The following is a 25,634-nucleotide window of genomic DNA, read 5'->3' on the forward strand; positions in this document are numbered from 1 at the left end:
CCCGTCACACGGGCCTGACCGGGGCTGGGCATACCCTCAGGGGCGTGTCCGAGCAGTCCGTCACGAAATCCGACGTCCCCACGCAGCGGCGGGCCAGCGTGCTGCCCCTGCTCTCGGTCGGCGTGCTGCTGGCCGCCGTCGTCGCGGTCGGGCTGATCGCCCTCACCGGCGGGGCGGGCTACGTCATCGCCGGCCTCCCCGATCCGGGGCTGGTCACGCAGTACGGCGTCACCGTCGTGCGCGTGCTGTCCGAAGCCGCGTCGGTGATCTGCGTCGGGTCGCTGCTGCTGGCGGCGTTCCTGGTGCCGCCGCAGAAGTCGGGCACGCTCGGCCCCGAGGGCTACGGCGCACTGCGCGCCGCCGGGATCGCCGCCTGGGTGTGGTTCGCCGCCGCCCTGCTGTCGGTCGCCTTCACCGCCGCCGACACCGCCGGGAAGCCGTTCGGCGACATCCTCGACCCGCAGACGCTGCTGGACCTCGTCGGCGCCATCGAGCAGCCGAAGGCCTGGCTGTGGACGGCGCTGATCGCGGTCCTCGTCGCGCTCGGCTGCCGGCTCGCGCTCACCTGGGGCTGGACGGCGGTGCTGTTCGGGCTCGCCGTCGTCGGCCTGGTCCCGGTCGCGGTCACCGGCCACTCCGCCAGCGGCGGCTCGCACGACGTCGCCACCAACAGCCTGCTGTTCCACCTGGTCGCCGCGGCGCTGTGGGTCGGCGGGCTGATCGCGGTGCTGGCGCTGGGTTACCGGCGCGGGAACCACCTGAGCCTGGCCGCCCAGCGGTTCTCGCGGCTGGCGCTGGTGTGCTGGATCGTGATGCTGCTCTCCGGCGTGGTCAACGCGCTGGTCCGGATCGGCCTGAACGACCTCTTCACCACCGACTACGGCCTGCTGGTCGTGGCCAAGACGGTCGCGCTGCTGCTGCTCGGGGTGTTCGGCCACCAGCAGCGCCAGAAGGGCGTCGCCGACCTCGTGGACGGCAAGGGCGGCGGGCAGCTGCTGCGGCTGGCCGCGGTCGAGATCGTGATCATGTTCGTCACGATCGGGATCGCGTCCGGGCTCGCGCGGACGCCGCCACCGGCGGACGCGGTCACCCAGCCGTCCACCACCGAACTGCTGATCGGCTACAACCTCGACGGCCCGCCGACGCTGTGGCGGCTGCTCTTCGACACCCGCTTCGACCTCGTCTACGGCGTCCTCGCGCTCGTCGTGGGCGGGCTGTACCTGGCGGGGGTCCGGCGGCTGCTGCGCCGGGGCGACCCGTGGCCGGTCGGCCGCACGGTCGCCTGGATCAGCGGCTGCGTGGTGCTGCTGATCGCGACGTCGTCCGGCATCGGCCGGTACGCGCCCGCGATGTTCAGCGTCCACATGGGCAACCACATGCTGCTGTCGATGGTGGCGCCGGTGCTGTTCGTGCTCGGCGGGCCGGTGACGCTCGCCCTGCGCGCGCTGCCCGCGGCCGGTAAGGAGAACCCGCCGGGGCCGCGCGAGTGGCTCGTCGCCTTCGTGCACTCCCCGGTGTCGCGGTTCCTGACCCACCCGGTGGTCGCGCTGCTGCTGTTCGTCGGGTCGTTCTACGCGCTTTATTTCTCCGGCCTGTTCGACAACGCGCTGAACTACCACTGGGCGCACCTGATCATGAACGGGCACTTCCTGCTCGCCGGGTACGTCTTCTACTGGCCGGTGATCGGCGTCGACCCGGCGCCGCGGCGGATCCCGTACCTCGGCCGGCTCGGGATGATGTTCGCCGCGATGCCGTTCCACGCGTTCTTCGGCGTGATCCTGATGAGCAAGCAGGCCGTCATCGGGCAGGCGTTCTACGGCCAGCTGCACCTGCCGTGGGTGACCGACCTGCTCGCCGACCAGCGGCTCGGCGGCGGCATCGCCTGGGCGGCCGGCGAGATCCCGGTGCTGCTGGTGCTGATCGCGCTGCTGGTGCAGTGGTCGCGTCAGGACGAGCGCGAGGCGAAGCGGCGTGACCGGCGCGAAGCGGTCACCGGCGACGAAGAACTGAACGCCTACAACGCGATGCTCAAGAACCTCGCCGAGGGCAAGCGACCCTCGGGTTCCAGTTGAGGTTGAGGGCTCGTCCGGGCGCCCGAAAACCACGCTCGCGGTGACCCAGGCCTGACAATCGGTAGTCCGGTGGTGACCGGCGTCGAGACGCGATCAGGCGCGCTCTACGATCGTGGGTATGGCCGAGTTCATCTACACCATGAAGAAGGTGCGCAAGACCGTCGGGGACAAGGTCATCCTCGACGACGTCAGCACCGCGTTCTACCCCGGCGCCAAGATCGGCGTGGTCGGGCCGAACGGTGCCGGTAAGTCCACCGTTCTCAAGATCATGGCGGGGATCGAGCAGGCCAGCAACGGCGAAGCGTTCCTCCAGCCCGGCGCGAGCGTCGGCATCCTCATGCAGGAGCCGGAGCTCAACGAGGAGAAGACGGTCCGGGGGAACGTCGAAGAGGGCTTGGGCGAGATCAAGGTCAAGCTCGACCGGTACAACGAGGTCCTCAAGCTCATGGAGACCGAGTACACCGAAGAGCTGATGGAAGAGATGGGACAGCTCCAGGAGGAGCTGGACCACGCCGACGCCTGGGAGCTCGACTCGACGGTCGAGCAGGCCATGGACGCGCTGCGCTGCCCGCCGCCGGACGAAGGCGTCTCCCACCTCTCCGGTGGTGAGCGCCGCCGCGTCGCGCTGTGCAAGCTGCTGCTGTCGGCGCCGGACCTGCTGCTGCTCGACGAGCCCACCAACCACCTGGACGCCGAAAGTGTCCTGTGGCTGGAGCAGTTCCTCTCCCGCTACGCCGGCGCCGTCCTCGCCGTCACCCACGACCGGTACTTCCTGGACAACGTGGCCCAGTGGATCATGGAGATCGACCGCGGCCGCGTCGTCGGCTACGAGGGCAACTACTCGACGTACCTGGAGAAGAAGCGCGAGCGCCTCGAGGTCCAGGGCAAGAAGGACCAGAAGCTCGCGAAGCGCCTGAAGACCGAGCTCGAGTGGGTGCGGTCGAACGCCAAGGCGCGCCAGACCAAGTCCCGCTCGCGCCTCGACCGCTACGAGGAGATGGCGGCCGAGGCGGACAAGCACCGCAAGCTCGACTTCGAAGAGATCCAGATCCCGCCGGGCCCGCGGCTGGGCAACGTCGTGGTCGAGGTCGAGAAGCTCAAGAAGGGCTTCGACGAGCGCGTCCTCATCGACGGCCTGTCGTTCGACCTGCCGCGCAACGGCATCGTCGGCGTGATCGGCCCGAACGGCGTCGGCAAGACCACGCTGTTCAAGACGATCGTCGGGCTCGAGGAGCCGGACAACGGCGTCGTCAAGATCGGCGAGACGGTCAAGCTGTCCTATGTGGACCAGAATCGCGGCGGCATCGACCCGAAGAAGACCGTGTGGCAGGTCGTTTCCGACGAGCTGGACTACATCCACGTCGGCCAGACCGAAATGCCGTCGCGCGCGTACGTCAGCGCGTTCGGCTTCAAGGGCCCGGACCAGCAGAAGCCGGCGGGCGTGCTCTCCGGTGGTGAGCGCAACCGGCTCAACCTGGCGCTGACGCTCAAGCAGGGCGGGAACCTGATCCTGCTCGACGAGCCGACGAACGACCTGGACGTCGAGACCCTGGGCTCGCTGGAGAACGCGCTGGAGCAGTTCCCCGGCTGCGCCGTTGTGATTTCGCACGACCGGTGGTTCCTCGACCGGGTCGCAACGCACATCCTGGCCTGGGAAGGTACGGACGAAGACCCGGCCAAGTGGTTCTGGTTCGAGGGCAACTTCGAAGGGTACGAGAAGAACAAGGTGGAGCGGATGGGCGCCGAAGCCGCCCGCCCGCACCGTGTCACCCACCGCAAGCTGACCCGCGACTGAGGGGGCGGGTTTCCCCGTGGAAGCCAGCAAAGCGCACCGGACGGGCCCGCTCTCCCGCGTGGAGAGCGGGCGCTCCGCCAATGCCGGGGGAACCCTCTCCGCAGTCGGCAGGCTGATCGAACGCGCGGACGCGCTGCACCTGCGCGCGCCCGAGCTCGCACTGGTCCTCGGCGAACGCGCGGCGGCGTTGTCGGAGGCCGCCGGCGCCGACGAGCAGTGGATCCGGGCCGAGAGCCTGGTCGTGTCCTCGCGCGTCCGGCTCGGGATGCGCCCGGCCACGGTCGGCCGGGCCGTCGCGGCCCTGCGCGCGGCCGAGCACGCCGGTTACGGCGACATCGCCGCGCGGCTGCGCATCGACCTCGCCGTGTGCGCCCGGAGCCTGGGCGTGCCGCTGACCGGTCTCGCCGCGCTGCGGCCGGTGCTGACCGACCCCGTGGTCTCGCCGGTGCACCGCGCCGCGGCGTTGTGCCACCTGGCCGGCTGCCTGGGTCTGCTGGGGCGCAAGGCGGAGCTGGACCGGGTGCTCGTCGAGGCGGACAAGCTCGTCCTCGGCGACGAGTCGCTGGGCGCGGACACCCAGTTGCTGGTCCGCGCGCTGCTGCGCGTCGGCACGGCTTCGCACCGGCGTCGCCACGGCGACCTGACGGCGGCGGCCGACGCGGCCCGCACCGGGCTCGGTTTCCTGGAGAAGCTCGACAACCCGGCCGACGACGGCGGCCTCGTCCGCATCCGGCTGGTGTTGTTGCTGGTGAGCACCCTGCTCGACCGCGGCGACGCGGAAATGGCGTACGAGATCGCGGAGCCCGTGCTGGCGGAGCCGGTGCGAGCGGCCGGGGTCGCCCCGATGGGCTGGCTGCGGCTGGCCGTGGCGACCCGCATCCACCTGCCCGCGGGTTCGGGCGAGGCGGCGATCGAGCTGGTCCGCGAGGCCGTGGCGAGCACTGATCGGCACGGGCTTCCGGCGGTCACGGCCCGGCTGTGGCTGGAGCTGGCGCAGCTGGAGGAGCGGTTCGGCCGGGCCGAGGAGGCCATCGCTTGCCTGTACCGCTCACGGGCGGCGGAGCAGCTGCACGCGCGTGCCCGGCGGCAGGCGTGCAATGTGCTGGCCGGCGAGTTCGGGACCGGCGAGCCGGCTTCGGTGGATCTGGACGAGGTGTTGAAGGCGGTGCCGTCGCGGCCGGTTCCGGTGGTTGCCGAGCCGTCGCCTCCGTCACCTGCGTGGTCGTTCGGCCGTGAGCCGGCGCCGGGCTGGTCGTTCGAGCGGCCGCGGGCGACGGCTGACGCGGCCGAGACGACGGTGATGCCGGCGATTCGTGACGAGCCGGCGCCCCGGCGCGCGGAGCCGGTCGTGGTGGAGCGGCGGCCGGTGGGTCGTCCTGAGCCGCGGGTGGTTCCGAAGGCGGAGCCCGTGCGGGCTGAAGTTGAGCGCGGGCGGCAACCGGAGTTCCGGGCTGAGCCGCGGCTCGAGCCCATCGAGGTGCACTCGGCGGGGGAGCGCGGACGTCAGGCGGCGCCTGGCGAGGTGCGGTCTCAGGCTGGTGAGGTGCGGTCTGAACGTCGGAGCGGCGCTGAGCCCGTCGAAGTGCGGTCTGGGCGTGACGCGAGGCCCGACGAGGTGCGGTCGGAGCGCGGCCGCGACGGCGGGCCCGTTGAGGTGCGGTCTGCACGTGACGCTGGGCCCGTGGACGTGCCGTCGGAGCACGGGCGGGAGGCGGGCCACCGGTCCGAGCCCGTTCGTGAGCGGCAGCCGGGGCAGCGAGCCGAGGCCGAGCGTGGCCGTGAAGCCGAGCCGGTCGAGGTCCGGTCCGGGGGGAAGCGCAGGCGGGATCCGGAGCCGGTGGAGGCGCCGTCCGAGCCGGACTTCCGGTCCGAGCCCGTCGAGGTGCGGGCCGAACGGCAGCCGGACTTCCGGTCCGAGCCGGTGGAGACCCGGTCCGCCCGTGCGCCGGAACCGGAGCCTGCTGAGGCCGAACCGGCGAGTGGGAAGACGAAGTTCTCGTGGGCCGCGCTGGCCGAAGCCCGGCTGAAGGAAACGGCGGCCGAACGGGAGTCGGCGCCCACGCGCATCACTCCCGCCTTGCCGCTCGCTCCCGAGCCCGCGGCCGAGCGTGAACCCGAGCCGCGGCCGCGCCAGGAGCCGCAGCCCTCGACCCGGCACGACGCTGAGCACGGGTCCGTCGCCGCGCGGTCGGTGCTGGATCGCCTCGGTATTTCGTCTTCCTCCGGGGGTGCCGGGGGCCGTCGGCGGGCGGAAGACGCCGAGACCCCCCGCGCCGAGGAACGGCCCGAGCCGGAACTCGCGCCGCCACCGCGGCCGGAGGACCAGCCGCCGTCCGCGCCGGACTACCGCGACGAGGCCGAGCCCTGGCTGCCGCGGCTGCGGATGCCGCCGACGCTGGAGCCGATGGAGGACTTCGGGCACTGGACGCCGGCCACGGCACCGTTCCCGGAGAGCTACGCCCGCGCGATCGCGGAGGACGAGCCACCCCCGGACGCCGGCCTCGCCGACCTCCTCGCCCGCGCACTGGCGGAGCACCAGGCAGGCACGGCCAGCGCGGCCGCCCTGGTGAAACAGCTGGGCTCCCAGGACACGGGCCACCGCAACGGCCACGCCCGCAACGGCCACGGAGCCGACGTCGACTCCCGCCGCCACGGCTCGGGCGACTGACCCGCCCGGGACCGCACCACCGCGGGAGCAGCCGGCCGGGAGCCCGGACCCGTCACGACCCCGGCGGTGCAGTGAACGACCCTTTCATGTCGTTTCCAGGGCCGGGAGCGTTCGCCCGGTCGGCCTCCCGTCGGTGAGACACCCCGTTTCGTCGCCGACCTGCCCGTGCCTCCGCCGCCCCCGGGTCCCGGGCGCCACGGGGTCGCCGACCGGCCGACAACGTTCGCCGAGCGGTGTCAGGAGACGAAAGCTGAACCGATCACGTTGGACACGTGGCGTCCCGCGTGGCTGGTCAGCGCCGCGCGACCAGCGCCAACACAACCCGCCGGTAGCTTTACCGATCCGGCAAATTCCCTGGCCCAAAAGGGTTTTTCGGTCCCGACCAACGTCTGGGTCTTCGTGTGGACCCGCGGCCCGGCGCATTAGTGTGGGGTGAGTCCGGCCCAACGACGAGCCGGCGCGGTGCCACCTCACGCAAACTGGAGAGTTGTCTCAAATGAGCTCGACCGGAGTCTCGTCCCCATCCGGAACCGGCGCGGAAACCGAACCCGAGTTCGGCCAGCGCGCCCCGGCCAGCCCGGAGCAGATCAGGGACGACCTGATCGACGCGGCCGCGGGGCTGGCGCCGGAGATCGGTGAGCTCATCCGGCTGTACTACCGGCACATCCCGGCCGAAGAGATCGTCGGCGACGAGGCCGTGAACCTCGTCGGGGCGGTGCGGTCGCACCTGCAGCTGGCCAAGCACCGGATGCCCGGCCGCCCGGCGGTGCGGCTGCTGAACCCGACCGTCGCCGAAGACGGGTGGGCTCGCGAGGCCACCGTCGTGCAGGTCGTCACCGACGACATGCCCTACCTCGTCGACTCGATCGCCGCGGAGTTCGCGCGCGACGGGGTGCAGGTGCAGCGGATCGTCCACCCGATCGTCGTCGTCACCCGCGACCTGACCGGTGAACTGCAGGAAGTCCACCCCGACGCCGACCCGGGCGAGCCGCCCGTGAACTCGGCGGCCGAGTCGTGGATGTACATCGAGATCGACTTCGTCACCGACCGCAACCGCGCGCGCGAGCTCGACAACCGGCTCTCCAGCGTGCTCGGGGACGTCCGCGAGGTCGTCGAGGACGCCGAGAAGATGGCCCAGACGGCCTGCCAGCTGGCGAGCGAGCTCGAGACCGACCCGCCGAAGCTGCCCCAGGCCGAGGTCGCCGAGGGCGCGCGGCTGCTGCGCTGGCTGGCCGACGGCCACTTCACCTTCCTCGGCTACCGCCGCTACGAGCTGATCGACAACCCGCACCCGGACTCCGACGACCCGGCCCTGCGCGCGGTCCTGGCTTCCGGCCTCGGCGTGCTGCGCCAGGACAGCCTCGCCGCCCGCGGCCTCACCGCCGGGCCGGACACCGCCGCCACCGCGCTCGCGCCGTCGCTGCTGGTGCTGACCCAGGCGAGCGCGCCCTCGACCGTGCACCGGCCGGTCTACCCGTACTACGTCGGCGTGAAGACGTTCGACGCCGACGGCACCGTCACCGGCGAGCACCGCTTCCTCGGCATGTTCACCACCACCGCGCTCCATGAGAACGTCCTCGACATCCCGGTGGTGTGCAAGCGGGTCCGCGAGGTCATCCACCGCGCCGGCTTCCCGATGGAGTCCTTTTCCGGCCAGCGGATGCTCGAAGTCCTGCAGAACTGGCCGCGCGCCGACCTGTTCTCCGCCGACACCGACTCGCTGTACGCGACGACGACCGGCGCGATCACGCTGTCCGACCGGCGGCGGCTGCGGCTGTTCCTGCGGCGCGACCCGTACGGCCGCTTCTACTCCTGCCTCGTCTACCTCCCGCAGGACCGCTACACGACGCGGTCGCGGCTGGCGATGCAGGAAGTCCTGCTCGAAGAGCTCGAAGGCACCCAGCTCGAGTACAGCGCCCGGATCGGGGAAACCGTGCTGGCGCAGGTGCACTTCATGGTGCACACCGACCCGGCGCGCCGCCTGGAGCCGGACACGCAGCGGATCCAGGAGCGGCTCAACACCGCGGTCCGCAGCTGGGACGACCGGATGGTCGAGGCGGTGCTCGACGAGCGCCGCGAGCGCTCGGACGGCGGCGTCGCGGTCGGGATCGTCGGCGAGGAGTCGGCGACCGAGCAGGGCCAGCGCTACGCGGGCGTGTTCCCCGAGGGCTACAAGGAGGACTTCACCGCCGAAGAGGCGCTGGGCGACCTCCGCGCCCTCGACTCGCTGACCGACGAGGGCGACCTCGCGCTGTCGTTCTACCTGCCGGCCGGCGCCGAGCCCGGTGAGCGGCGCTTCAAGCTCTACCTGCGCGGCGAGGGCGTGACCCTGTCCAAGGTGCTGCCGGTGCTGCAGGCCATGGGCGTCGAGGTCGTCGATGAGCGGCCGTACGAGCTGCACCGCGAGGACGGCGGCGCGTGCTGGATCTACGACTTCGGCCTGCGCATCGGCCAGCAGGTCATCGCCAAGACCGGCGCCGAGGCGATCACCGAGCTGCGCGACCGCTTCCAGGACGCCTTCGAGGCCGCCTGGCGCGGTGACGCCGAGGTCGACGGCCTCAACGGGCTCGTCCTGCGGGCGGGCCTCACCTGGCGCCAGGTCGCCGTGCTGCGCGCGTACTCGCGGTACCTGCGCCAGGCCGGCAGCGCGTTCTCCCAGGACTACATCCAGAACACACTGCTGAACCACACGCAGGTCGCGACGAAGCTGCTGCGGCTGTTCGAGGCCCGTTTCGACCCGAAGCTGAACGACACCGACCGCGAAGCCGCCGCCGAAGCGCTGGCGAGCGAGCTCGGCTCGATGATCGACGAGGTCACCAGCCTCGACGAAGACCGGATCCTGCGCCGCCTGATGGCCGTCATCCAGGCCACCCTGCGGACGAACTACCACGTCACCGACGCCGCGGGGGCCAACCGCACGTACCTGGCGATCAAACTCGACCCGGCCGGCGTGCCCGAGCTGCCCGAGCCGCGGCCGAAGTTCGAGATCTTCGTGTACTCGCCGCGCGTCGAGGGCGTGCACCTGCGCTTCGGCGAGGTCGCGCGCGGTGGCCTGCGCTGGTCGGACCGGCGCGAGGACTTCCGCACCGAGATCCTCGGCCTGGTCAAGGCGCAGGCGGTGAAGAACGCGGTGATCGTGCCGGTCGGCGCGAAGGGCGGCTTCGTCGTGAAGCGCCCGCCGGCCGCGACCGGTGACGCGAGCATCGACCGCGACGCCCAGCTCACCGAGGGCATCGCCTGCTACCGCATGTTCATCTCCGGCCTGCTCGACCTGACCGACAACCGGATCGAGGGCAAGACCGTGCCCGCGCCGGGCGTCGTCCGGCACGACGCCGACGACTCCTACCTGGTCGTCGCGGCGGACAAGGGCACCGCGAAGTTCTCCGACATCGCCAACGAGGTCTCCGGCCAGTACGGCTTCTGGCTGGGCGACGCGTTCGCCTCCGGCGGCTCGGTCGGCTACGACCACAAGGCCATGGGCATCACGGCGAAGGGTGCCTGGGAGAGCGTCAAGCGGCACTTCCGCGAGCTGGGCAAGGACACCCAGACCGAGGACTTCACCGTCGTCGGCATCGGCGACATGATGGGCGACGTCTTCGGCAACGGCATGCTGCTGTCCGAGCACATCCGGCTGGTCGCGGCGTTCAACCACATGCACGTCTTCCTCGACCCGAACCCGGAGGCGGCCGTAACATTTGCCGAGCGCCGCCGGCTGTTCGACCTCCCGCGCAGCTCGTGGGACGACTACGACCGCTCGCTGATCAGCGAGGGCGGCGGGATCTACCCGCGCACGGCGAAGTCGATCCCGATCAGCCCGCAGGTGCGCGAGGCCCTCGGCCTCGAGGAGGGCGTCACCGCGCTGGCTCCGATGGACCTCATCCAGGCGATCCTGCTGGCGCCCGTCGAACTCCTGTGGAACGGCGGCATCGGCACCTACGTCAAGGCGGAGACCGAGACCCACGCCGCCGCCGGCGACAAGGCCAACGACGCCATCCGCGTCGACGGCAAGCAGCTGCGCGTGAAGGTGTTCGGCGAGGGCGGCAACCTCGGCCTCACGCAGCTGGGCCGGATCGAGTTCGCCCGCAACGGCGGCAAGATCAACACCGACGCGCTCGACAACTCGGCCGGCGTCGACTGCTCCGACCACGAGGTCAACATCAAGATCCTGCTCGACCACCTGGTGCAGACCGGGAAGCTCGAGGAGGCCCAGCGCAACGAGCTGCTGGCGGAGATGACCGACGAGGTCGGCGCGCTGGTGCTGGCGGACAACTACCGGCAGAACGCCGTCCTCGGCGTCAGCCGGGCGCACGCCGCGCCGATGCTTTCGGTGCACCAGCGGCAGGTCCAGGCGCTGGTCTCCGCGGGCGCGTTCGACCGCAAGCTCGAAGCGCTGCCGAGCAACTCGGAGTTCCGTGAGCTGGAGAAGGCGGGCAAGGGCCTCACGTCGCCGGAGCTGGCGACGCTGCTCGCCCACGTCAAGCTGGAGCTGAAGGACGAGCTGCTGGCCAGCGACCTGCCCGACTCGCAGGTGTTCGCCGGCCGGCTGCCCGAGTACTTCCCGGTGCCGCTGCGCGAGCGGTTCGCCTCCGCGATCGGCGAGCACCCGCTGCGCCGCCAGATCATCACCACGCTCATCGCCAACGAAGTGGTCGACGGCGGTGGCATCTCCTTCGTCTACCGGCTGATGGAGGAGATGAACGCGACCGCGACCGACGCGGTGCGCGCGTACGCGGTGGTGACGCGGGTGTTCGACCTGCCCGCGCTGTGGGCGGAGATCGACGCGCTCGACAACGTCGTGTCCACCGACGTCGCGGACAGCATGGTGCTGGAGACGCGGCGGCTGCTCGACCGGGCCGCGCGCTGGTTCCTCACCAACCGGCCGCAGCCGCTGGCCCCGCTGGCGGAGATCAACCGGTTCAGCCGGGTGCTCGGCAAGCTCGTCCCGAAGATCGGCGACCTGCTGCGCGGCCGCGAGGCGGAGTCGGTGCAGAAGCACGTGGACGAGCTGATCGAAGCGAAGGTGCCCGAGGGCCTGGCCCGCCGGGTGTCGCTGCTGCTGCACACCTTCGGCCTGCTCGACGTCACCGACGTGGCCGAGCTCGCCGAACAGCAGATCGGCGTGGACGCGACGCACAGCCCGGCCGAGACGGCGGAGCTGTACTACGCGCTCTCGGACCACCTGGACGTCGACAAGATGCTCACCGAGATCAGCGCGCTGGAACGCGGCAACCGCTGGCACGCCCTCGCGCGGCTTTCGCTGCGCGACGACGTCTACGGCTCGCTGCGGGCGATCACGCTGGACGCGTTGCGGCACAGCGATCCCGGCTCGTCCGCGGACGCCAAGATCGCGCAGTGGGAGAAGACGAATTCCTCGCGGCTGCAGCGGGCTCGCGTCGCGCTGGACGAGATCCACAAGTCCGGCCGGCTCGACCTCGCGACGCTTTCGGTGGCGGCCCGGCAGATCCGGAGCACGGTGCGGTGACCTACGTTGCGCGCGTCCGTCCGCGCTGGACGGACATGGACGTCTACGGCCACATCAACCACGCGAAGATGGTGACGCTGCTCGAAGAGGCGCGCATCCCGCTGCTGTTCAAGGGTGCCGTCGAGGCGGGGCTCGACCAGCTGCCGAAGGGCATCGTCGTGGTCAAGCTGGAGGTGGCCTACAAGGCGCCGATCGTGGTGTCCGGGCAGGAGCTGCGGGTCGGCATCGACCTGACGGAGCTGCGCGCGGCGAGCTTCACGCTCGCCTACCGCGTCCACACCGGGCCCGCCGGAACCGACCCGGTCGCGGTCACCGCGGAGACGGTGCTGGCGCCGTACGACACGGTCGCGTTGCGGCCGCGTAGGCTCAGCCCGCCCGAGTCGGAGTTTCTGAAGCAGGGGTTCGCGGATGCCTGAGTTGTTCGTGCCGGACGCGGCGGACCGGGAGACCCTCGGTGCGTTCGTCGCCCGCGCGGTCCGGCTGGACGGCCAGACGGCCGTCCGGCTGCGCCAGCGTGGCGACGGCGTGGTGGAAGCCTGGACGGCGACGCCGTTCGAGTGCTTCGCGACGCGCGCGGTGGCCGGGGACGTCACGCCCGGCGACGTCACGGTGTCCGGCAACGAGCTGCTCGCCGCGCTGACCGTGGCGGGCGGGCCGAAGATGGACCCGGGCCCGGCCCGCGACCTGCTGTGGCACGGCGAGCTGCCGCCGTCCGGCCGCTGGCCGCTGATCGACGAGCTGCCGGCGCGGGTCGTCGCGGAGCTGGCCGACCGCGGCGTGACGCTGGCCAGGGACAACGCCGGCCCGCACGGCAACCCGCCGTCGTCGCTGATGGACCAGGCGGTGCTGACCGTGTCCGGCGACGCGGTCGAGGTCAAGGTCCAGATGCGCTGCCTGTTCGCGATGTCGGGCATGGGCTTCGTGGACTCGGACCTGGCGGAGGACGTCGTCCGCGTGTCGGCGACGGACTCGTGGCTGCGCCTGGACGCGCGCTACGGCGCGATCGTGCGGCGCCGCCACGCGCTGCTGCCGCTGTTGTTCTGACGGATTCCTTACGGGTGCCACCGGTGCGCGCCACCGGTGGCACCCTGGAGTCATGAACGAGACATCCGGGGCTTCGCCCCGGGCCGGGGGCTCCGCCACCCGGAACCCCCTAAGGGCGGGGGACGACGACCCGACCGCGGACTTCCTCGACGCCGTACGCGTCGAGGACACGCCGTGGCGGCAGGACCGTCCGGTGGGTGAGCCGGCGCCGGAGCGCGCCGAAAGACCTGAGAGGTGGGGCCGCACGCGTGCGGCGGGCCGGGCGGCTGCCCAGGCGGCGCCCTACCTCCAGGCCGCGGCGCTGGTGGCGTGGCTGGCGAGCGGCGCCTTCGACGACGGCTCGGGCGACCAGAGCGGGTAGGGGCGGTCAGCGCCGCTCGTACCGGGTCAGGACGACCCCACCGGGGAACGTCCGCGTCTCCACCAGGTTCAGGGGCACCCGGCTGTCGAGCGCGGTGAAGAACGGCGTGCCGCCGCCCACCAGGACCGGGTGGGTGACGATCTCGTACTCGTCGACCAGCCCGGCCCGCAGGGCCGCCGCGGCCAGCGTCGGCCCGCCGACCCGCATCCGCCCGCCGTCCCCGGCCTTGAGCCGGGTGATCTCGGCGAGCGGGTCGCCGGTCACCACGCGGGTGTTCCAGCCGGGCTCGTCCATCTCCGCCGAGGTGAACAGCACCTTGGGCGTGTCCCGCCAGTTCCGCGCGAACGCGATCTCCGCCGGGGTGGCGCCCGGCAGCTCGTCGGCGGTCGGCCAGTGGGAGCCCATCGTCTCCCACAGCTTGCGCCCGTACAGGAACAGATCGACCGCCTGCTCCTGCTCGAGCCACCACTCGAACAGCTCGTCACTCGGCTCGCTCCAGCCGAGGTCGCCACCGGGCGCGGTGGTGTAGCCGTCCAGGCTCAGGTTCATCCCGTAGACCAGTTTCCGCACGTCAACCCCCTCAAACCAGCCAGGCGGCCGAATCCGCCGGCAGCTTCCCGTCGACCAGCGGGCTGCTGGAGAGCAGCACTTCACCGGGCGGCAGCGCGATCGGGCTCGCCGACGTGTTCAGCGCGCACACCAGCCCGCCGCCGCGGCGCCGGAACGCGAAGCAGCCCGCGGGCGCGCCGTACCACTCCAGTTCCTCGCCGCCGAACGCCGGATGCGTCTTCCGCAGCTCGATCGCCTGGCGGTACAGGGAGAGCGTCGAGTCCGCGTCCTCGATCTGCTTCTCCACCGTCAGCCCGGCCCAGCCGGCCGGCATCGGCAGCCACGTGCGCGGGTTGCGCGAGAACCCGAACGGCGGGAGGTCGCCCTCCCACGGCAGCGGGACGCGGGAGACGTCGCGGCCGAACTCGGCGCCGCTCGTCTTCGCGCGCGGGTCGGCCATCTCTGCGGCCGGGATGTCGACGTTGGCCAGGCCGAGCTCTTCGCCGTTGTAGAGGTAGACGGTGCCGGGCAGGGCCAGCTCCACCAGCGCCATCGCCCGGGCGCGCCGGACGCCGGCCGCGCCGCCGCCGTAGCGGCTGACCTGGCGCCAGACGTCGTGGTTGCCCAGCGTCCAGGTCGCGGGCGCGCCGACCTTCGCCGGGACGGTCAGGGAGCGCTCGATGGCCGTGCGCATCGCGTCGGCGTCGAAGTGGGTCAGCACCAGCCGGAAGTTGAACGCCAGGTGCAGCTCGTCGGGCCGCAGGTAGCGGGAGAGGCGCTCCTCGTCGGTCACCCAGATCTCGCCGACCGCCATGGCCTCCGGGAACTCGTCGAGCACCTTGCGGATCATCTGGTGGATCTCGTGGACGCCGTCGTGGTCCCAGCGCGGGTCGTAGTAGTGGCTCGGCCCGAGCGCGTCCGCGCGCGGGTCCATGTCCGGCAGCCCCGGCGGCTTCGCCATGCCGTGCGCGACGTCGATGCGGAAGCCGTCGACGCCGCGTTCGAGCCAGAAGCGCAGGGTGCGTTCGAGGTCGGCGGCGACCTCGGGGTTGGTCCAGTTCAGGTCCGGCTGCTGCGGGGCGAACAGGTGGAGGTACCACTGGCCGTCCGGCACCCGGGTCCAGGCCGGGCCGCCGAACGCGCTGACCCAGTTGTTCGGCGGGTCCTCGCCCTTCGGCCCGACGCCGTCGCGGAAGATGTACCGGTCGCGCTCCGGGCTGTCCGGCTTCGCCGCCATCGCGGACTTGAACCAGGCGTGCTGGTTGCTGGTGTGGTTCGGCACCACGTCCACGGTGACCTTGATGTTCCGCTTGTGCGCCTCGGTCAGCAGGACGTCGAAGTCGCCGAGGGTGCCGAACATCGGGTCGACGTCCCGCGGGTCCGCGATGTCGTAGCCGTGGTCGGCCATCGGGGAGCGGTAGAACGGGGTCAGCCACAGCGCGTCGACGCCCAGCAGCTCCAGGTAACCGAGCCTGGAGTGGATGCCTTCCAGGTCTCCGACGCCGTCACCGTCCGAATCGGCGAACGAGCGCACGTAGACCTGGTAAAAGACGGCATTCCGCCACCAGTCCGGCCCGGGTCTCATACGAAGCTGTTCATCATGCTGTGCGCGGCCATCTCCAGGTACGCCCAGAGCTGACCGCGGTACGGCTCTTCCAGGTTCTCCTCGTCGACGGCGATCCGGATGCAGCGCAGCCACGAGTCCCGCTCGATCGGCCCGATCTTGAACGGCGCGTGCCGCATTCGCAGCCGCGGGTGCCCGCGCTGGTCGGAGTAGGTGTGCGGGCCGCCCCAGTACTGCATGAGGAACAGCCGGAAGCGCTCCTCGGCCGGGCCGAGGTCCTCCTCGGGGTAGAGCGGGCGGAGGATCTCGTCACGCGCGACCTCTTCGTAGAACCGCCCGACGATGCGGCGGAACGTCGGTTCGCCGCCGACCGCTTCGTAGAGGTTCGCCGGTTCGCTCACTGCAGACACGCCTTCCATTTTGCCCTCCTGGGTGCGGGTTCCCGACGCCGGTCCCGCTCCTTCCGGATGGTCGCGAACCCGCTTCCCAGCGTAACGGCGCTACTTTTCGACGGCCGGGACCACGCTCGGGAACAGCCGGCCGAGCGGCGGTTCGAACCCGGCCTCCTCCAGGGCCGCGAGCAGCTGCGCGCGCAGGGCGCGCTGCACGGCCCACTGCTTGCCCGGGCGGACCTTCACCGTCAGGCGCAGCTGGAGGCCTTCCGGTGTGACGCTTTCCACACCCAGCATCTCCGGCGGCTCGAGGACGTTGTCCTTCAGCGCCTCGCTCTCGGTGGCCTTGGCCGCGGCGCCCAGGAGCACGGTGGTCGCGCGCTCGACGTCGGCCGTGTAGCCGAGCGGGACGTCGACGACCGCGACCGCGAAGCCCTGGCTGGAGTTGCCGACGCGCAGCACCTCGCCGTTGCGGACGTACCAGACGGTGCCCTTGAGGTCGCGCAGCGTGGTGATCCGCAGGCCGACGGCCTCGACGGTGCCGGTCGCCTCACCGATGTCGACGACGTCGCCGACGCCGTACTGGTCTTCGACCATCATGAAGATGCCGGACAGGAAGTCCTTCACGAGGTTCTGCGCGCCGAACCCGATCGCGACGCCGATGATGCCGGCCGAGGCGATGATCGGCCCGAGGTCCAGGCCGAGCTCGCCCAGCACGAGGATGAACGCGAGGCCGTAGACGAGGAACGTGGCCATCGACTTCAGCACGGAGCCGATGGTCTGGGCGCGCTGGCGCCGCCGTTCGATCACGGCGGAGCCGAGCACTTCGGGGGCGCGCTCGCGCAGGGGGCGCAGCAGGGCGGGGAGCTTGCCGCCGGAGCGCGGGAACGTGGTGACCCGGTTGATCATGCGCCTGATCAGCAGGCGGACCACGAACGCGATCACCAGGATCATCAGGATCTTCAGCGGCTTCGTGAGCAGCCAGTTCGCCGATCCGGCCAGCCACGCGTTGCCGGTGGCCGCGTACACCTGGGAGCAGAAGGTGCTGGGGTCGCTCACGCAGGGCGGCTTCGCGACGGAGAGCAAGGGGGACACGGGAGTTCGATCATCCTTCCGATCAGGTCGGTCTGCCCAACTTCAAGTGGATGTCGGGTCGCGCGGATGTGACACGTCTTGTAACACACGTGCGCTGGGGGCCTGTTCTGTGGTCGACTATGCCTACGCCCCTGGAGGTGGTCGAGTGCCAGACCGACAACCCAGCCCCCGCGGCGCCTCCGGCCAAGCCACGGCCGACGAGACGCCAGAGGTGGTCCTGCGCGCCTACACGGGGGGGTCCGCATCCGGCGGAACCGTCCCGGCCGGGCCGGGGAACCGCCCAGGGGGAGTTACCCGCCCGCCCGGACAGCGTAGTAGAGGCCGGGATCCGGCTGCCCCGGCCTGGGGCCGGCGCCGGGTGCTCCTGCTCAACGCCACTTTCGAGCCGCTGACCGCGCTCCCGCTGCGGCGGGCCGTGGTGCTGGTGATGTGCGGCAAGGCCGAAGTGGTGCACGGCGACCCCGGCGGCATCGAGCTGCATTCGGCGAAGGTGTCGCTGCCGGTGCCCTCGGTGATCCGGCTCAGCACGTACGTGCGGGTGCCCTACCGGGCGCAGGTGCCGCTCACCCGTGCCGGGCTGATGCACCGCGACCGGTACCGCTGCGCGTACTGCGGGGGGCGGGCCGAAACGATCGACCACGTCCAGCCGCGCAGCCGCGGCGGGCCCCACAGCTGGACGAACTGCGTCGCCTGCTGCGCCAAGTGCAACCACCGCAAAGCGGACCGGCTGCTCTCGGAGATCGGCTGGCGGCTGCGCGTCGTCCCGCGGGCGCCCCACGGCCCGCACTGGCGGCTGCTGGCCCATTCCCGGGAGGCCGACCCGCTCTGGCAGCCCTACCTCGGCTCGGCCGCTTAGCTGCTCCAGACGCGCCGGCGCCCCGGCTGCCTTGCGGCGGCCGGGGCGAGCCGGGTGCTTGCGCGTGTTCAGGTAGTGCGTGCGTCCCTGGAGTACGGGGTCAGGCAGCGAGCGCGTAGTCGCTCTGGCAGGTGACGCGAGTGCCCATGGTGACGCGCGTGCCGCGGGTGACCCGCGTGCCGCGCGTGACGCGGGTGACTCGCGTGCCGGCCGTCACACGAGTGCCCATCGTGACGCGAGTGCCCCGGGTGACTCGCGTACCCCGCGTGCCCGCCGTCACCCGGGTGCCCATGGTGACGCGGGTTCCGGCCGTTACGCGTGTACCGCGCGTGACACGTGTACCCCGGGTAACCCTTGTGCCCGCCGTCACACGTGTTCCGGGCACGAATTCGATGTCGCTGGGTGACGAGAAGGTCTCGGTGATCGCCTGTGCGGGGGTGTGGGCGCTGTTCATGGCAAGGCCTCCTGGGACCGGTGCGTTACCTGCTGGGGCTGGAGAGCGGGGCGCAAGGCCCGTACAGGTGAAAAAGCTACGAGGATTTCAAGGCCGCGACAAGACGACAGCGGCGGGTGCGGCCGCCTGTACGTTGAGTTGCAACCTTTCGGCCCGACGGTCTTCGCCCCAACGTTCCAGTGGCCGCGAGCCAAGCGGCGGACGGCAGTCGGCTTACGACGAACGGTCGAGTGCGGCGCGCGCGGTGGCCGCCGAGGTCATCCGATACGCTCAGCGCCGTGAACGTTGTCGAGACGATCGTGGTCTTCGCCGTGATCCCGCTGGCCATCTACGGTCTCGCCGGGCTCCTGACGCTCCGGCGCAGGTCCGGCGGCGCCCCGCGGTACCGGTCCGGCCAGGCCTGGGAATACCCGGCCATGTGGTGGAGCGCCAACCCCGACGGGGTCGGCGAAGGGCACCGGCACGCCGGCGCCGAAACAAAGGCGCCTTCGGGCGCCGCGACCGCGGCGGGAGGCGCTCGTGGCAACTGGTGAGCTGACGAAGCGCGTCGACGAGTCCGAGCTGGCCTACGGCGAGGGACTGACGTCGAGCGGCCGCGTGTCGGCGGCGAAGATGTACGAGCCGGCCGCGCCGTCGGGCCCGTTCGACACCCGCCAGCTGGCCCGCCTGGACGAGGCGCTGACGTTCGCGAGCCGGGAGACCGGCCTCGACTTCAGCCTGTACCTCGGCGAACTGGGCGAGGACAGCCGCGCGGCGGCGGAGAAGCTGCACGCGACGACGACGGACCCGGCGAACGCGGTCCTGATCGCGGTCTCGCCGGGCGAGCGCAAGATCGAGATCGTCACGGGCAAGACGGCGTACACCCGCCTCCCGGACCGCGGTGCCAAGCTGGCGGTGGCGAGCATGGTGGCCTCCTTCAAGGAGGGCGACCTCGTCCGCGGGCTGGTGAGCGGACTGGTGAACGCGCTGCGCATGCTGTCCGACCAGGCGGGCCCCGCACCCCGCTGATCTCTTACGCGAGAGCCCCGCACCTCGGTGAGGTGCGGGGCTCTTCTACGTTCGGCGCCTGGGTCAGGCCTGCGCGTCGAAGTCCCGCGCCGCCAAGGCCCGGACGATGCCCGCCCGGCCCTCCGACACCAGGCGGCGCAGGGCCTGCGAGTGGTCGCCCGCCAGCCACTCGTCCGAGGCCGTCACCGTCTCCGGGGCCACCGCCCACGACGGGTACAGCCCGATCGCGATCGGCTGCGCGCGCTCGCTGGACCGGCGCTGCCACACCTCGTCGATCACCTCGAAGTAGCGGGGCACGTACGAGCCCAGCAGCGCCTTCTGGCCCGGGTGCGAGAAGCCCGAGATGAGCGAGTCGCTGACCGCGTTCGGCAGCTCGTCGTCGTACACCGCGCGCTGCCACGCGTCCGACTTGGCCTCCTCCGTCGGGCGCAACGCGCGGGCGCGCTCCGCCTGGCGGCGGCCGGTGGCCGTGTTGTCGCGGGCCAGCTCGGCGTCGATCTCCGTCGCGTCGGCCTTGCCGTGTGCGACCAGCGCGTGCAGCAGGCGCCAGCGCAGGTCGGTGTCCACGGTCAGGCCTTCGAGCGGGGCCGACTCGTCGAGCCAGCCGGCCACCACCGCCAGCGTCGCTTCGTCCAGCACCGAGCCCGCCAGCGAGTTCACGAACGCCAGCTGGTGGTCCGAACCCGGCTCCGCGGCGCGGACGAGCTCCAGCAGCCGCCCGGTGAACGCCGGCCAGCCGGTCGAGGCCGCCCAGCCCTGCTCCGCGTAGGAGTTCAGCGCGGTCTGGGCCTGCAGCAGCAGGCGCTGGACGACGCCGACCTCGGTCTCGGTGTGGATGCCGCGCTGGACCAGCGTGACGAAGTCGCGGGCCTTCAGCTCGGCCTCGCGGGTCATCTCCCACGCCGCCGACCAGCACAGCGTGCGCGGCAGCGACTCGGTGATGTCGGCGACGCGGTCGATCAGCGTCGTGAGCGACGTCGGGTCGAGGCGCATCGTGCAGTAGGTCAGGTCGTCGTCGTTGACCAGCACCAGCTTGCCCGCGGGCTGGCCGACCAGGTCCGGCACCTCGGTGCGCTCGCCGTCGACGTCCAGCTCCACGCGGTGCTTCCGGACGATCTTGCCGGACGCGTCCTCGTCGTACACGCCCACGGCGACGCGGTGCGTGCGCAGCTCACCGGCGCCCGGCTTCGCGCCGGACTGCACGACGGCGAACGCCGTGAACCTGCCGTCCGCGCCGATCTCGTAGCGCGGGCTCAGCGAGTTCAGCCCGGTGGTCTCCAGCCACTGCGCGCTCCACCACGACAGGTCGCGCCCGGACGCCTCCTCCAGCGCGCCCAGCAGGTCGGCCAGGGTCGCGTTGCCCCAGGCGTGCTTGCCGAAGTACACCTTCAGGCCGTCGAGGAAGTGGTCGAGCCCGACGTAGGCGACGAGCTGCTTGAGCACGCTCGCGCCCTTGGCGTAGGTGATGCCGTCGAAGTTGACCTCGACCGCGTGCAGGTCGACGATGTCGGCCGCGATCGGGTGCGTCGAGGGCAGCTGGTCCTGCCGGTAGGCCCACGACTTCTCGATGTTCGCGAAGCTGGTCCACGCGTTCTTGTACTCGGTCGCCTCGGCCTGGGCCAGGACGCTCGCGAAGGTCGCGAACGACTCGTTCAGCCACAGGTCGTCCCACCAGCGCATGGTGACCAGGTCGCCGAACCACATGTGCGCCATCTCGTGCAGCAGCGTCTCGGCGCGCCGCTCGTAGGCGTAGCGGGTGACGCGGCTGCGGAAGACGTAGTCCTCCAGGAACGTCACCGCGCCGGCGTTCTCCATCGCGCCCGCGTTGAACTCCGGCACGAACAGCTGGTCGTACTTGGAGAACGGGTAGGGCGTGCCGAACTTCTCGTGGTAGAAGCCGAAGCCCTGCTTCGTCTCGGTGAAGAGGCGGTCGGCGTCCATGTGCTCGGCCAGCGACGCGCGGCAGTAGATCCCGAGCGGGATGGTCTTGTGGGCGTCGGTGTACTCGTCGCGCCACTCGGCGTACGGGCCGGCGATCAGCGCGACCAGGTACGTCGAGAGCCGCTCGGACTCCTTGAACACCGTGCGGACGGCGCCTTCCGGCGTCTCCTCGGTGGACTCGGGCATCGTGTTCGAGACGACCTTCCAGTCCCGCGGCGCGATGACCGTGAGCCGGTAGACGGACTTCAGGTCCGGCTGGTCGAAGCAGGCGAACATCCGCTTGGCGTCGGCCGTCTCGAACTGCGTGTACAGGTAGACGCCGTCGTCGACCGGGTCGACGAACCGGTGCAGGCCTTCGCCGGTGTTCATGTACCGGCAGTCGGCGGTCACCGTCAGCTCGTTCGCCTCGGCCAGTCCGGCCAGCGCGATGCCCTTGTCCTCGACGTAGGCGCTGACGTCGACGTCCGAGCCGTTCAGGGTGGCCGAGTGCACGCGGTCGGCGACGATGTCGACCCACGTGTTCTCGCCGGCCCGGGCGCTGGAGAACCGGACGGTCGTCGTCGACGCGAAGGTCTTCTCCCCGGGTCCGCCGTGGCCGTCGGTCAGATCCAGCTCGATGTCGTACGCGGTGACGTCGAGCAGATCCGCGCGCAGCTTGGCTTGGTCGCGGGTCAGGTTGGGGGCGGGCACAGGCACCTCTGGTCGTTGGTATCGGTTTTCAACTCCCCGCATCCAATCATGGCGACGGGGTGCCCGGCGATAAGGGAACAACCTCGGGTGCGCCGGTGTTGGCCCGTCGTGTGGGGGTCCGCCCACATCGAGACGTAACCCAGGAGTACCCCGATGACCGCTGCCGAGCAGCCCACGAAGGTCGATTTCTACTTCGACCCGATCTGCCCGTTCGCGTGGATCACCTCCCGCTGGATCCTGGAGGTGGAGAAGCACCGCAACCTGGACCTGCGCTTCCGGATCATGAGCCTGTCGGTGCTCAACGAGGGCCGGGACGAGCTGCCCGAGCAGTACAAGGAACTGCTGTCGAAGGGCTGGGGCCCGGTGCGCGTCGCCGTCGCGCTCTCGCAGCTCAAGGGCGAAGAGATGCTGCGTGAGTACTACACCGAGTTCGGCACCCGCTACCACAACCAGGGCAACAAGGACCGCGACCAGGTCATCAAGGAGGCGCTGGCCGCGATCGGCGCGCCCGCCGAGCTCTTCGACGCCGCGGACTCCACGGAGTACGACGAGGCGCTGAAGAAGAGCCACCACGAGGGCATGGACCCGGTCGGCCAGGACGTCGGCACCCCGACGATCCACATCGACGGCGTGGCGTTCTTCGGCCCGGTCCTGAGCTCGATCCCGCGTGGCGAAGCCGCGCTGAAGGTGTTCGACGGCGCGGTCGCGCTGGCGAGCTACCCGGACTTCTTCGAGCTCAAGCGCACCCGCACCGGCGACCTGAACTTCGACTGACGGCGTCGCTTTCACGTGAAAGCTCCGCGTCAGGGGGTGGCGAGGGCGGCCAGGGTGACGTCGCCGGGGTAGCGCGAAGCTGCCACGGCGGCGGCCTCGGTCGTTTCGCCGCGGCCCATCGCCGCCTTCAGCGCGAGCAGCTCGTGCAGGCCGTGGCGGTGGTAGCGGACGAAGTCGGCGTCGACCGGGTCGCCGTGGCCGGCCACGATCACCCGCGGCTGGAGGCCGAGGATCGCGTCCAGGGTGTCCGGCCAGGCGGTCAGGTCCGACTCCGCGCTGAAGGAGAACGCGCTGAAGCCGTGTTCGGCGTTCTCCACGATGTCGCCCGCGAAGACGACGTCGGCGTCGGGGACGTGCACGACCGCGTCGTGGTCGGTGTGGGCGCGGCCGGGGTGCAGCAGCACGGCGGTGCGGCCGCCGAGGTCGAGCACGGCCCGGTCGGTGAACAGGTGGTCGGGCACCACGAACGTCGTGCGCGCGATGGCGTCGGCGATCTCGGCCTTGCCCGCTTCGCGGTAGTAGTCGATCCACTTCGCCCGGGCGTTTTCGGCGTATTCGGCCAGCTCGGCGCGGCAGCCTTCGTGCGCCCAGACGGCGCAGGGCGTGAACGCCTCGGTGCCCCAGGTGTGGTCGAAGTGCGCGTGCGTGAACGCCACCGACCAGGGCAGCGGCGTGATCTCCCGCACCGCCGCGGCCAGTTCGGCGCCCTGCTCGAGGTCGCCGCGCGTGTCGACGACCAGGCAGCGCTCGGCGCCCACCACCAGCCCGACGGTCAGGTCCAGTTCCTCGTAGCGGCGCGCGTGCACGCCGTCGGCGACGTCGATCCAGCGGCCGGTCATGCCAGTACTCCTTCGTTCAGGACAGGGGCAGCCTGGCTCACGTCGAGCTGCGTGGCCAGTGCGACGTCCCCGCCGTGACCCGATTCGGTCAGTTCGCGCCCCGACACGCAACCCGCGACGGCTTCGACGTCGACGCCGCGCGCGGCGAGGGCGGCTTCGGGGGACAGCGAGGCGCCCAGCCGGGCCAGCGCGGCGGCGATCGCGCCCGCGCCCACCTGGTCTTCGACGCACGGCCGCAGCGGCCCGAGGGTCTCGCCGGCCCCGAAGATGTTCACGCCCCAACGTTCCCCGGCGGCGATGAGCCCAACCGGCCCGCCGAGCTCGAGTGCCTTCGCGGCGACGGCGGAGGCGTTGCGCAGGCACCCCGCGAGGACCGCGGCCCCGGTCTCGGCGGCGGCTTCGCACAGGGTCGCGCCGTTGGGCGAGGGGAGCGCGAGCAGCGTCCCCGGCGGGATCTCCGTCACAGAAGAGGGCCGCAGGGTGAATCCGGCCTCACCCGCGATGACCGCACCCGCCGCCTTCGCCCGTGCGACGCCGCGTTCGTCGCGCCACCGCACCGGCAGCACGCGGCCGCCGCGCCCGACCACGAGATCCGTGGTGGTGCCGAAGGAAAGCACGTCGACGACCACCAGGACCGCGCATTCGCGGCCGAGCGCGGCGACGCCTTCGCCGCCCCAGTCGAGCCGCACGTCGTACCCCGATTGCTCCCAGCTGCCCACCCCCGGAGCATGCCCGAAACCGGGCGTGGTGGCAGACTCCCAGCCGTGCGTGTCTACTTGGGATCCGACCATGCCGGTTTCGAGCTGAAGAACCACCTGGTGGCTCACCTGGAGAAGCAGGGCCACGAGGTGACCGACATCGGTCCGCACGTCTACGACGCGGCCGACGACTACCCGGCGTTCTGCGTCGAGACGGCGCTGCGCGTGGTGGCCGACGAAGGCAGCCGCGGCATCGTGGTCGGCGGCTCCGGCAACGGCGAGCAGATCGCCGCGAACAAGGTGCCCGGCGCGCGGGCCGGCCTCGCGTGGAGCGTCGAGACCGCGAAGCTGTGCCGCGAGCACAACCACGCCCAGCTGATCGGCGTCGGCGCCCGGATGCACACCGCCGACGAGGCCACCGAGATCGTCGAGGCGTTCCTCGCGACCGAGGTCTCGCCGGAGGAGCGGCACGCCCGCCGCGTGCAGCAGCTGCTCGACTACGAGCGCACCGGGACCCCGCCGGCGTTGCCGGAGGCCTGATGCCCGAGGGGCACACGCTCCACCGGCTCGCGCGGCTGCACAAGCGCCGGTACGCCGGCGCCCCCGTCGAGGTGAGCAGCCCGCAGGGCCGGTTCGCCGCCGAAGCGTCCCGTTTGGACGGTCAGGTGTTCGTCGGCGCGCAGGCGCACGGCAAGCACCTGTTCCACGACTACGGGCCGCACGGGATCGTGCACATCCACCTGGGTTTGTACGGCACGTTCGGCGAGGCCGCGCTGCCCGCGCCGGACCCGGTCGGACAGGTCCGGCTGCGGCTGGCCGGCCGGACACATTGGACGGACCTGCGCGGGCCCACCCGCTGCGAGCTGCTTTCTCCGGACCAGGCCGACGCGATCAAGGCCCGGCTGGGCCCGGACCCGCTGCGCCGCGACGCGAAACCCGAGCGGGCGTGGGAGCGCGTCTCGCGGTCGAAGACGTCGATCGCGGCGTTGCTGATGGACCAGGCGGTGCTCGCGGGGGTCGGGAACGTTTACCGCGCCGAAGTGCTGTTCCGCCACGGCGTCGCGCCGCTGACCCCGGGCCGCGCGCTCGATCGCGCGCTGTGGGACGACATCTGGGCCGACCTGGTGACGTTGATGCGCGACGGCGTCCGCGTCGGCCGCATCGACACGGTCCGCCCGGAGCACCTGCCGGAGGCGATGGGCCGCGCCGCGCGGGTCGACCGCCACGGCGGCGAGGTCTACGTCTACCGCCGGGCGGGCGAGCCGTGCCTGGTGTGCGGGACACCGGTGGCGAACTCGGAACTGGTGGGCCGCAACCTCTACTGGTGCCCCACCTGCCAGCCCGCCTGACCG

At 71.5% G+C, this 25,634-nt stretch carries 21 protein-coding genes; 13 read left to right on the forward strand and 8 right to left on the reverse strand.

The genetic code is table 11. From position 1 onward, the window contains the following. Positions 1-44 precede the first annotated feature (44 nt). The 7 genes from ACLJQM_RS28260 to ACLJQM_RS28290 all read left to right on the forward strand — a co-directional run bounded on the left by ACLJQM_RS28260 (position 45) and on the right by ACLJQM_RS28290 (position 13,422). Positions 45-2,072, forward strand: a complete 2,028-nt coding sequence (locus ACLJQM_RS28260; RefSeq protein ID WP_410633400.1) for a cytochrome c oxidase assembly protein — start codon at positions 45-47, stop codon at positions 2,070-2,072. 118 nt (positions 2,073-2,190) lie between these two features. After that, a complete protein-coding gene (gene ettA, locus ACLJQM_RS28265; RefSeq protein WP_360776299.1) occupies positions 2,191-3,867 on the forward strand; it encodes an energy-dependent translational throttle protein EttA in 1,677 nt (558 codons plus the stop codon). 16 nt (positions 3,868-3,883) lie between these two features. Further along, positions 3,884-6,535 (forward strand): hypothetical protein, encoded by a 2,652-nt coding sequence (locus ACLJQM_RS28270; RefSeq protein ID WP_410633401.1) that lies wholly within the window; start codon positions 3,884-3,886, stop codon positions 6,533-6,535. A 496-nt stretch (positions 6,536-7,031) separates the two neighbouring features. Next, on the forward strand, positions 7,032-12,017 hold the full coding sequence (locus ACLJQM_RS28275) for an NAD-glutamate dehydrogenase (protein WP_410633402.1): 4,986 nt from the start codon (positions 7,032-7,034) through the stop codon (positions 12,015-12,017). Next, the gene (locus ACLJQM_RS28280) at positions 12,014-12,433 is read left to right on the forward strand and encodes an acyl-CoA thioesterase (protein WP_410633403.1); all 420 of its coding nucleotides are present in this window, start codon (positions 12,014-12,016) and stop codon (positions 12,431-12,433) included. The genes ACLJQM_RS28275 and ACLJQM_RS28280 overlap by 4 nt, the downstream gene beginning before the upstream one ends. Then, on the forward strand, positions 12,426-13,061 hold the full coding sequence (locus ACLJQM_RS28285; protein ID WP_410633404.1) for a hypothetical protein: 636 nt from the start codon (positions 12,426-12,428) through the stop codon (positions 13,059-13,061). The genes ACLJQM_RS28280 and ACLJQM_RS28285 overlap by 8 nt, the downstream gene beginning before the upstream one ends. 52 nt (positions 13,062-13,113) lie before the next feature. Continuing rightward, complete coding sequence (locus ACLJQM_RS28290; RefSeq protein ID WP_410633405.1) at positions 13,114-13,422, forward strand: hypothetical protein; 309 nt, start codon at positions 13,114-13,116, stop codon at positions 13,420-13,422. Between the two features lie 6 nt (positions 13,423-13,428). Here ACLJQM_RS28290 and ACLJQM_RS28295 read toward each other — a convergent pair whose 3' ends face one another. From ACLJQM_RS28295 to ACLJQM_RS28310, 4 genes are all read right to left on the reverse strand, one after another. After that, the gene (locus ACLJQM_RS28295) at positions 13,429-13,992 is read right to left on the reverse strand and encodes a dihydrofolate reductase family protein (RefSeq protein ID WP_360776284.1); all 564 of its coding nucleotides are present in this window, start codon (positions 13,990-13,992) and stop codon (positions 13,429-13,431) included. Positions 13,993-14,002: 10 nt separating this feature from the next. Then, a complete protein-coding gene (locus tag ACLJQM_RS28300) occupies positions 14,003-15,556 on the reverse strand; it encodes a glycoside hydrolase family 13 protein (RefSeq protein WP_410633406.1) in 1,554 nt (517 codons plus the stop codon). Beyond that, positions 15,553-15,936 carry a globin gene (locus tag ACLJQM_RS28305; protein WP_410633583.1) on the reverse strand — a complete coding sequence of 128 codons (384 nt, stop codon included), beginning with the start codon at positions 15,934-15,936 and terminating at the stop codon, positions 15,553-15,555. Before ACLJQM_RS28305 ends, ACLJQM_RS28300 begins: the two co-directional genes overlap by 4 nt. Before the next feature lie 99 nt (positions 15,937-16,035). Next, on the reverse strand, positions 16,036-16,986 hold the full coding sequence (locus ACLJQM_RS28310; RefSeq protein WP_360776278.1) for a mechanosensitive ion channel family protein: 951 nt from the start codon (positions 16,984-16,986) through the stop codon (positions 16,036-16,038). Between the two features lie 394 nt (positions 16,987-17,380). Here ACLJQM_RS28310 and ACLJQM_RS28315 point away from each other — a divergent pair, with 394 nt between their 5' ends. Continuing rightward, positions 17,381-17,878 carry an HNH endonuclease gene (locus ACLJQM_RS28315; RefSeq protein ID WP_315863255.1) on the forward strand — a complete coding sequence of 166 codons (498 nt, stop codon included), beginning with the start codon at positions 17,381-17,383 and terminating at the stop codon, positions 17,876-17,878. 100 nt (positions 17,879-17,978) lie between these two features. Here the strand turns inward: ACLJQM_RS28315 and ACLJQM_RS28320 are convergent, their stop codons facing one another. Next, complete coding sequence (locus tag ACLJQM_RS28320) at positions 17,979-18,332, reverse strand: hypothetical protein (RefSeq protein WP_410633407.1); 354 nt, start codon at positions 18,330-18,332, stop codon at positions 17,979-17,981. A 278-nt stretch (positions 18,333-18,610) separates the two neighbouring features. On the opposite strand from ACLJQM_RS28320, the gene ACLJQM_RS28325 reads away from it, so the two are divergent. Together ACLJQM_RS28325 and ACLJQM_RS28330 are read left to right on the forward strand one after the other, a co-directional pair. Continuing rightward, positions 18,611-18,865, forward strand: a complete 255-nt coding sequence (locus ACLJQM_RS28325) for a hypothetical protein (protein WP_360776272.1) — start codon at positions 18,611-18,613, stop codon at positions 18,863-18,865. Then, a complete protein-coding gene (locus ACLJQM_RS28330) occupies positions 18,852-19,340 on the forward strand; it encodes a DUF5130 family protein (RefSeq protein ID WP_247020423.1) in 489 nt (162 codons plus the stop codon). The genes ACLJQM_RS28325 and ACLJQM_RS28330 overlap by 14 nt, the downstream gene beginning before the upstream one ends. Before the next feature lie 63 nt (positions 19,341-19,403). Here the strand turns inward: ACLJQM_RS28330 and pepN are convergent, their stop codons facing one another. Further along, on the reverse strand, positions 19,404-21,971 hold the full coding sequence (gene pepN / locus ACLJQM_RS28335; protein WP_360776629.1) for an aminopeptidase N: 2,568 nt from the start codon (positions 21,969-21,971) through the stop codon (positions 19,404-19,406). Between the two features lie 153 nt (positions 21,972-22,124). On the opposite strand from pepN, the gene ACLJQM_RS28340 reads away from it, so the two are divergent. Next, positions 22,125-22,745 carry a DsbA family protein gene (locus tag ACLJQM_RS28340; protein WP_247020425.1) on the forward strand — a complete coding sequence of 207 codons (621 nt, stop codon included), beginning with the start codon at positions 22,125-22,127 and terminating at the stop codon, positions 22,743-22,745. A 29-nt stretch (positions 22,746-22,774) separates the two neighbouring features. Here the strand turns inward: ACLJQM_RS28340 and ACLJQM_RS28345 are convergent, their stop codons facing one another. Next, positions 22,775-23,584, reverse strand: coding sequence for an MBL fold metallo-hydrolase (locus ACLJQM_RS28345; protein ID WP_410633408.1), 810 nt, complete (start codon positions 23,582-23,584; stop codon positions 22,775-22,777). Further along, entirely contained in the window at positions 23,581-24,303 is a 723-nt protein-coding gene (locus ACLJQM_RS28350; RefSeq protein ID WP_410633409.1) for a 2-phosphosulfolactate phosphatase, read from the reverse strand. Before ACLJQM_RS28350 ends, ACLJQM_RS28345 begins: the two co-directional genes overlap by 4 nt. A 45-nt stretch (positions 24,304-24,348) precedes the next feature. On the opposite strand from ACLJQM_RS28350, the gene ACLJQM_RS28355 reads away from it, so the two are divergent. Both ACLJQM_RS28355 and ACLJQM_RS28360 read left to right on the forward strand, forming a co-directional pair. Continuing rightward, the gene (locus tag ACLJQM_RS28355) at positions 24,349-24,822 is read left to right on the forward strand and encodes a ribose-5-phosphate isomerase (protein ID WP_247020431.1); all 474 of its coding nucleotides are present in this window, start codon (positions 24,349-24,351) and stop codon (positions 24,820-24,822) included. After that, positions 24,822-25,631, forward strand: a complete 810-nt coding sequence (locus tag ACLJQM_RS28360; protein WP_410633410.1) for an Fpg/Nei family DNA glycosylase — start codon at positions 24,822-24,824, stop codon at positions 25,629-25,631. The genes ACLJQM_RS28355 and ACLJQM_RS28360 overlap by 1 nt, the downstream gene beginning before the upstream one ends. The last annotated feature ends 3 nt before the right edge of the window (positions 25,632-25,634 follow it).

The sequence above is a fragment of the Amycolatopsis sp. cmx-4-83 genome (genome assembly GCF_046548815.1).
In the GTDB taxonomy this organism is placed as follows: Bacteria; Actinomycetota; Actinomycetes; order Mycobacteriales; family Pseudonocardiaceae; genus Amycolatopsis; species Amycolatopsis pretoriensis_A.

Excerpts from the sequence above, each read along its gene's own strand:
- ACLJQM_RS28275 (WP_410633402.1), top strand. The coding sequence starts at position 7,032 with ATGAGCTCGACCGGAGTCTCGTCCCCATCCGGAACCGGCGCGGAAACC.
- ACLJQM_RS28345 (WP_410633408.1), bottom strand. The coding sequence starts at position 23,584 with ATGACCGGCCGCTGGATCGACGTCGCCGACGGCGTGCACGCGCGCCGC.
- ettA (WP_360776299.1), top strand. The coding sequence starts at position 2,191 with ATGGCCGAGTTCATCTACACCATGAAGAAGGTGCGCAAGACCGTCGGG.
- ACLJQM_RS28300 (WP_410633406.1), bottom strand. The coding sequence starts at position 15,556 with ATGAGACCCGGGCCGGACTGGTGGCGGAATGCCGTCTTTTACCAGGTC.
- ACLJQM_RS28320 (WP_410633407.1), bottom strand. The coding sequence starts at position 18,332 with ATGAACAGCGCCCACACCCCCGCACAGGCGATCACCGAGACCTTCTCG.
- ACLJQM_RS28285 (WP_410633404.1), top strand. The coding sequence starts at position 12,426 with ATGCCTGAGTTGTTCGTGCCGGACGCGGCGGACCGGGAGACCCTCGGT.
- ACLJQM_RS28340 (WP_247020425.1), top strand. The coding sequence starts at position 22,125 with ATGACCGCTGCCGAGCAGCCCACGAAGGTCGATTTCTACTTCGACCCG.
- ACLJQM_RS28290 (WP_410633405.1), top strand. The coding sequence starts at position 13,114 with ATGAACGAGACATCCGGGGCTTCGCCCCGGGCCGGGGGCTCCGCCACC.
- ACLJQM_RS28360 (WP_410633410.1), top strand. The coding sequence starts at position 24,822 with ATGCCCGAGGGGCACACGCTCCACCGGCTCGCGCGGCTGCACAAGCGC.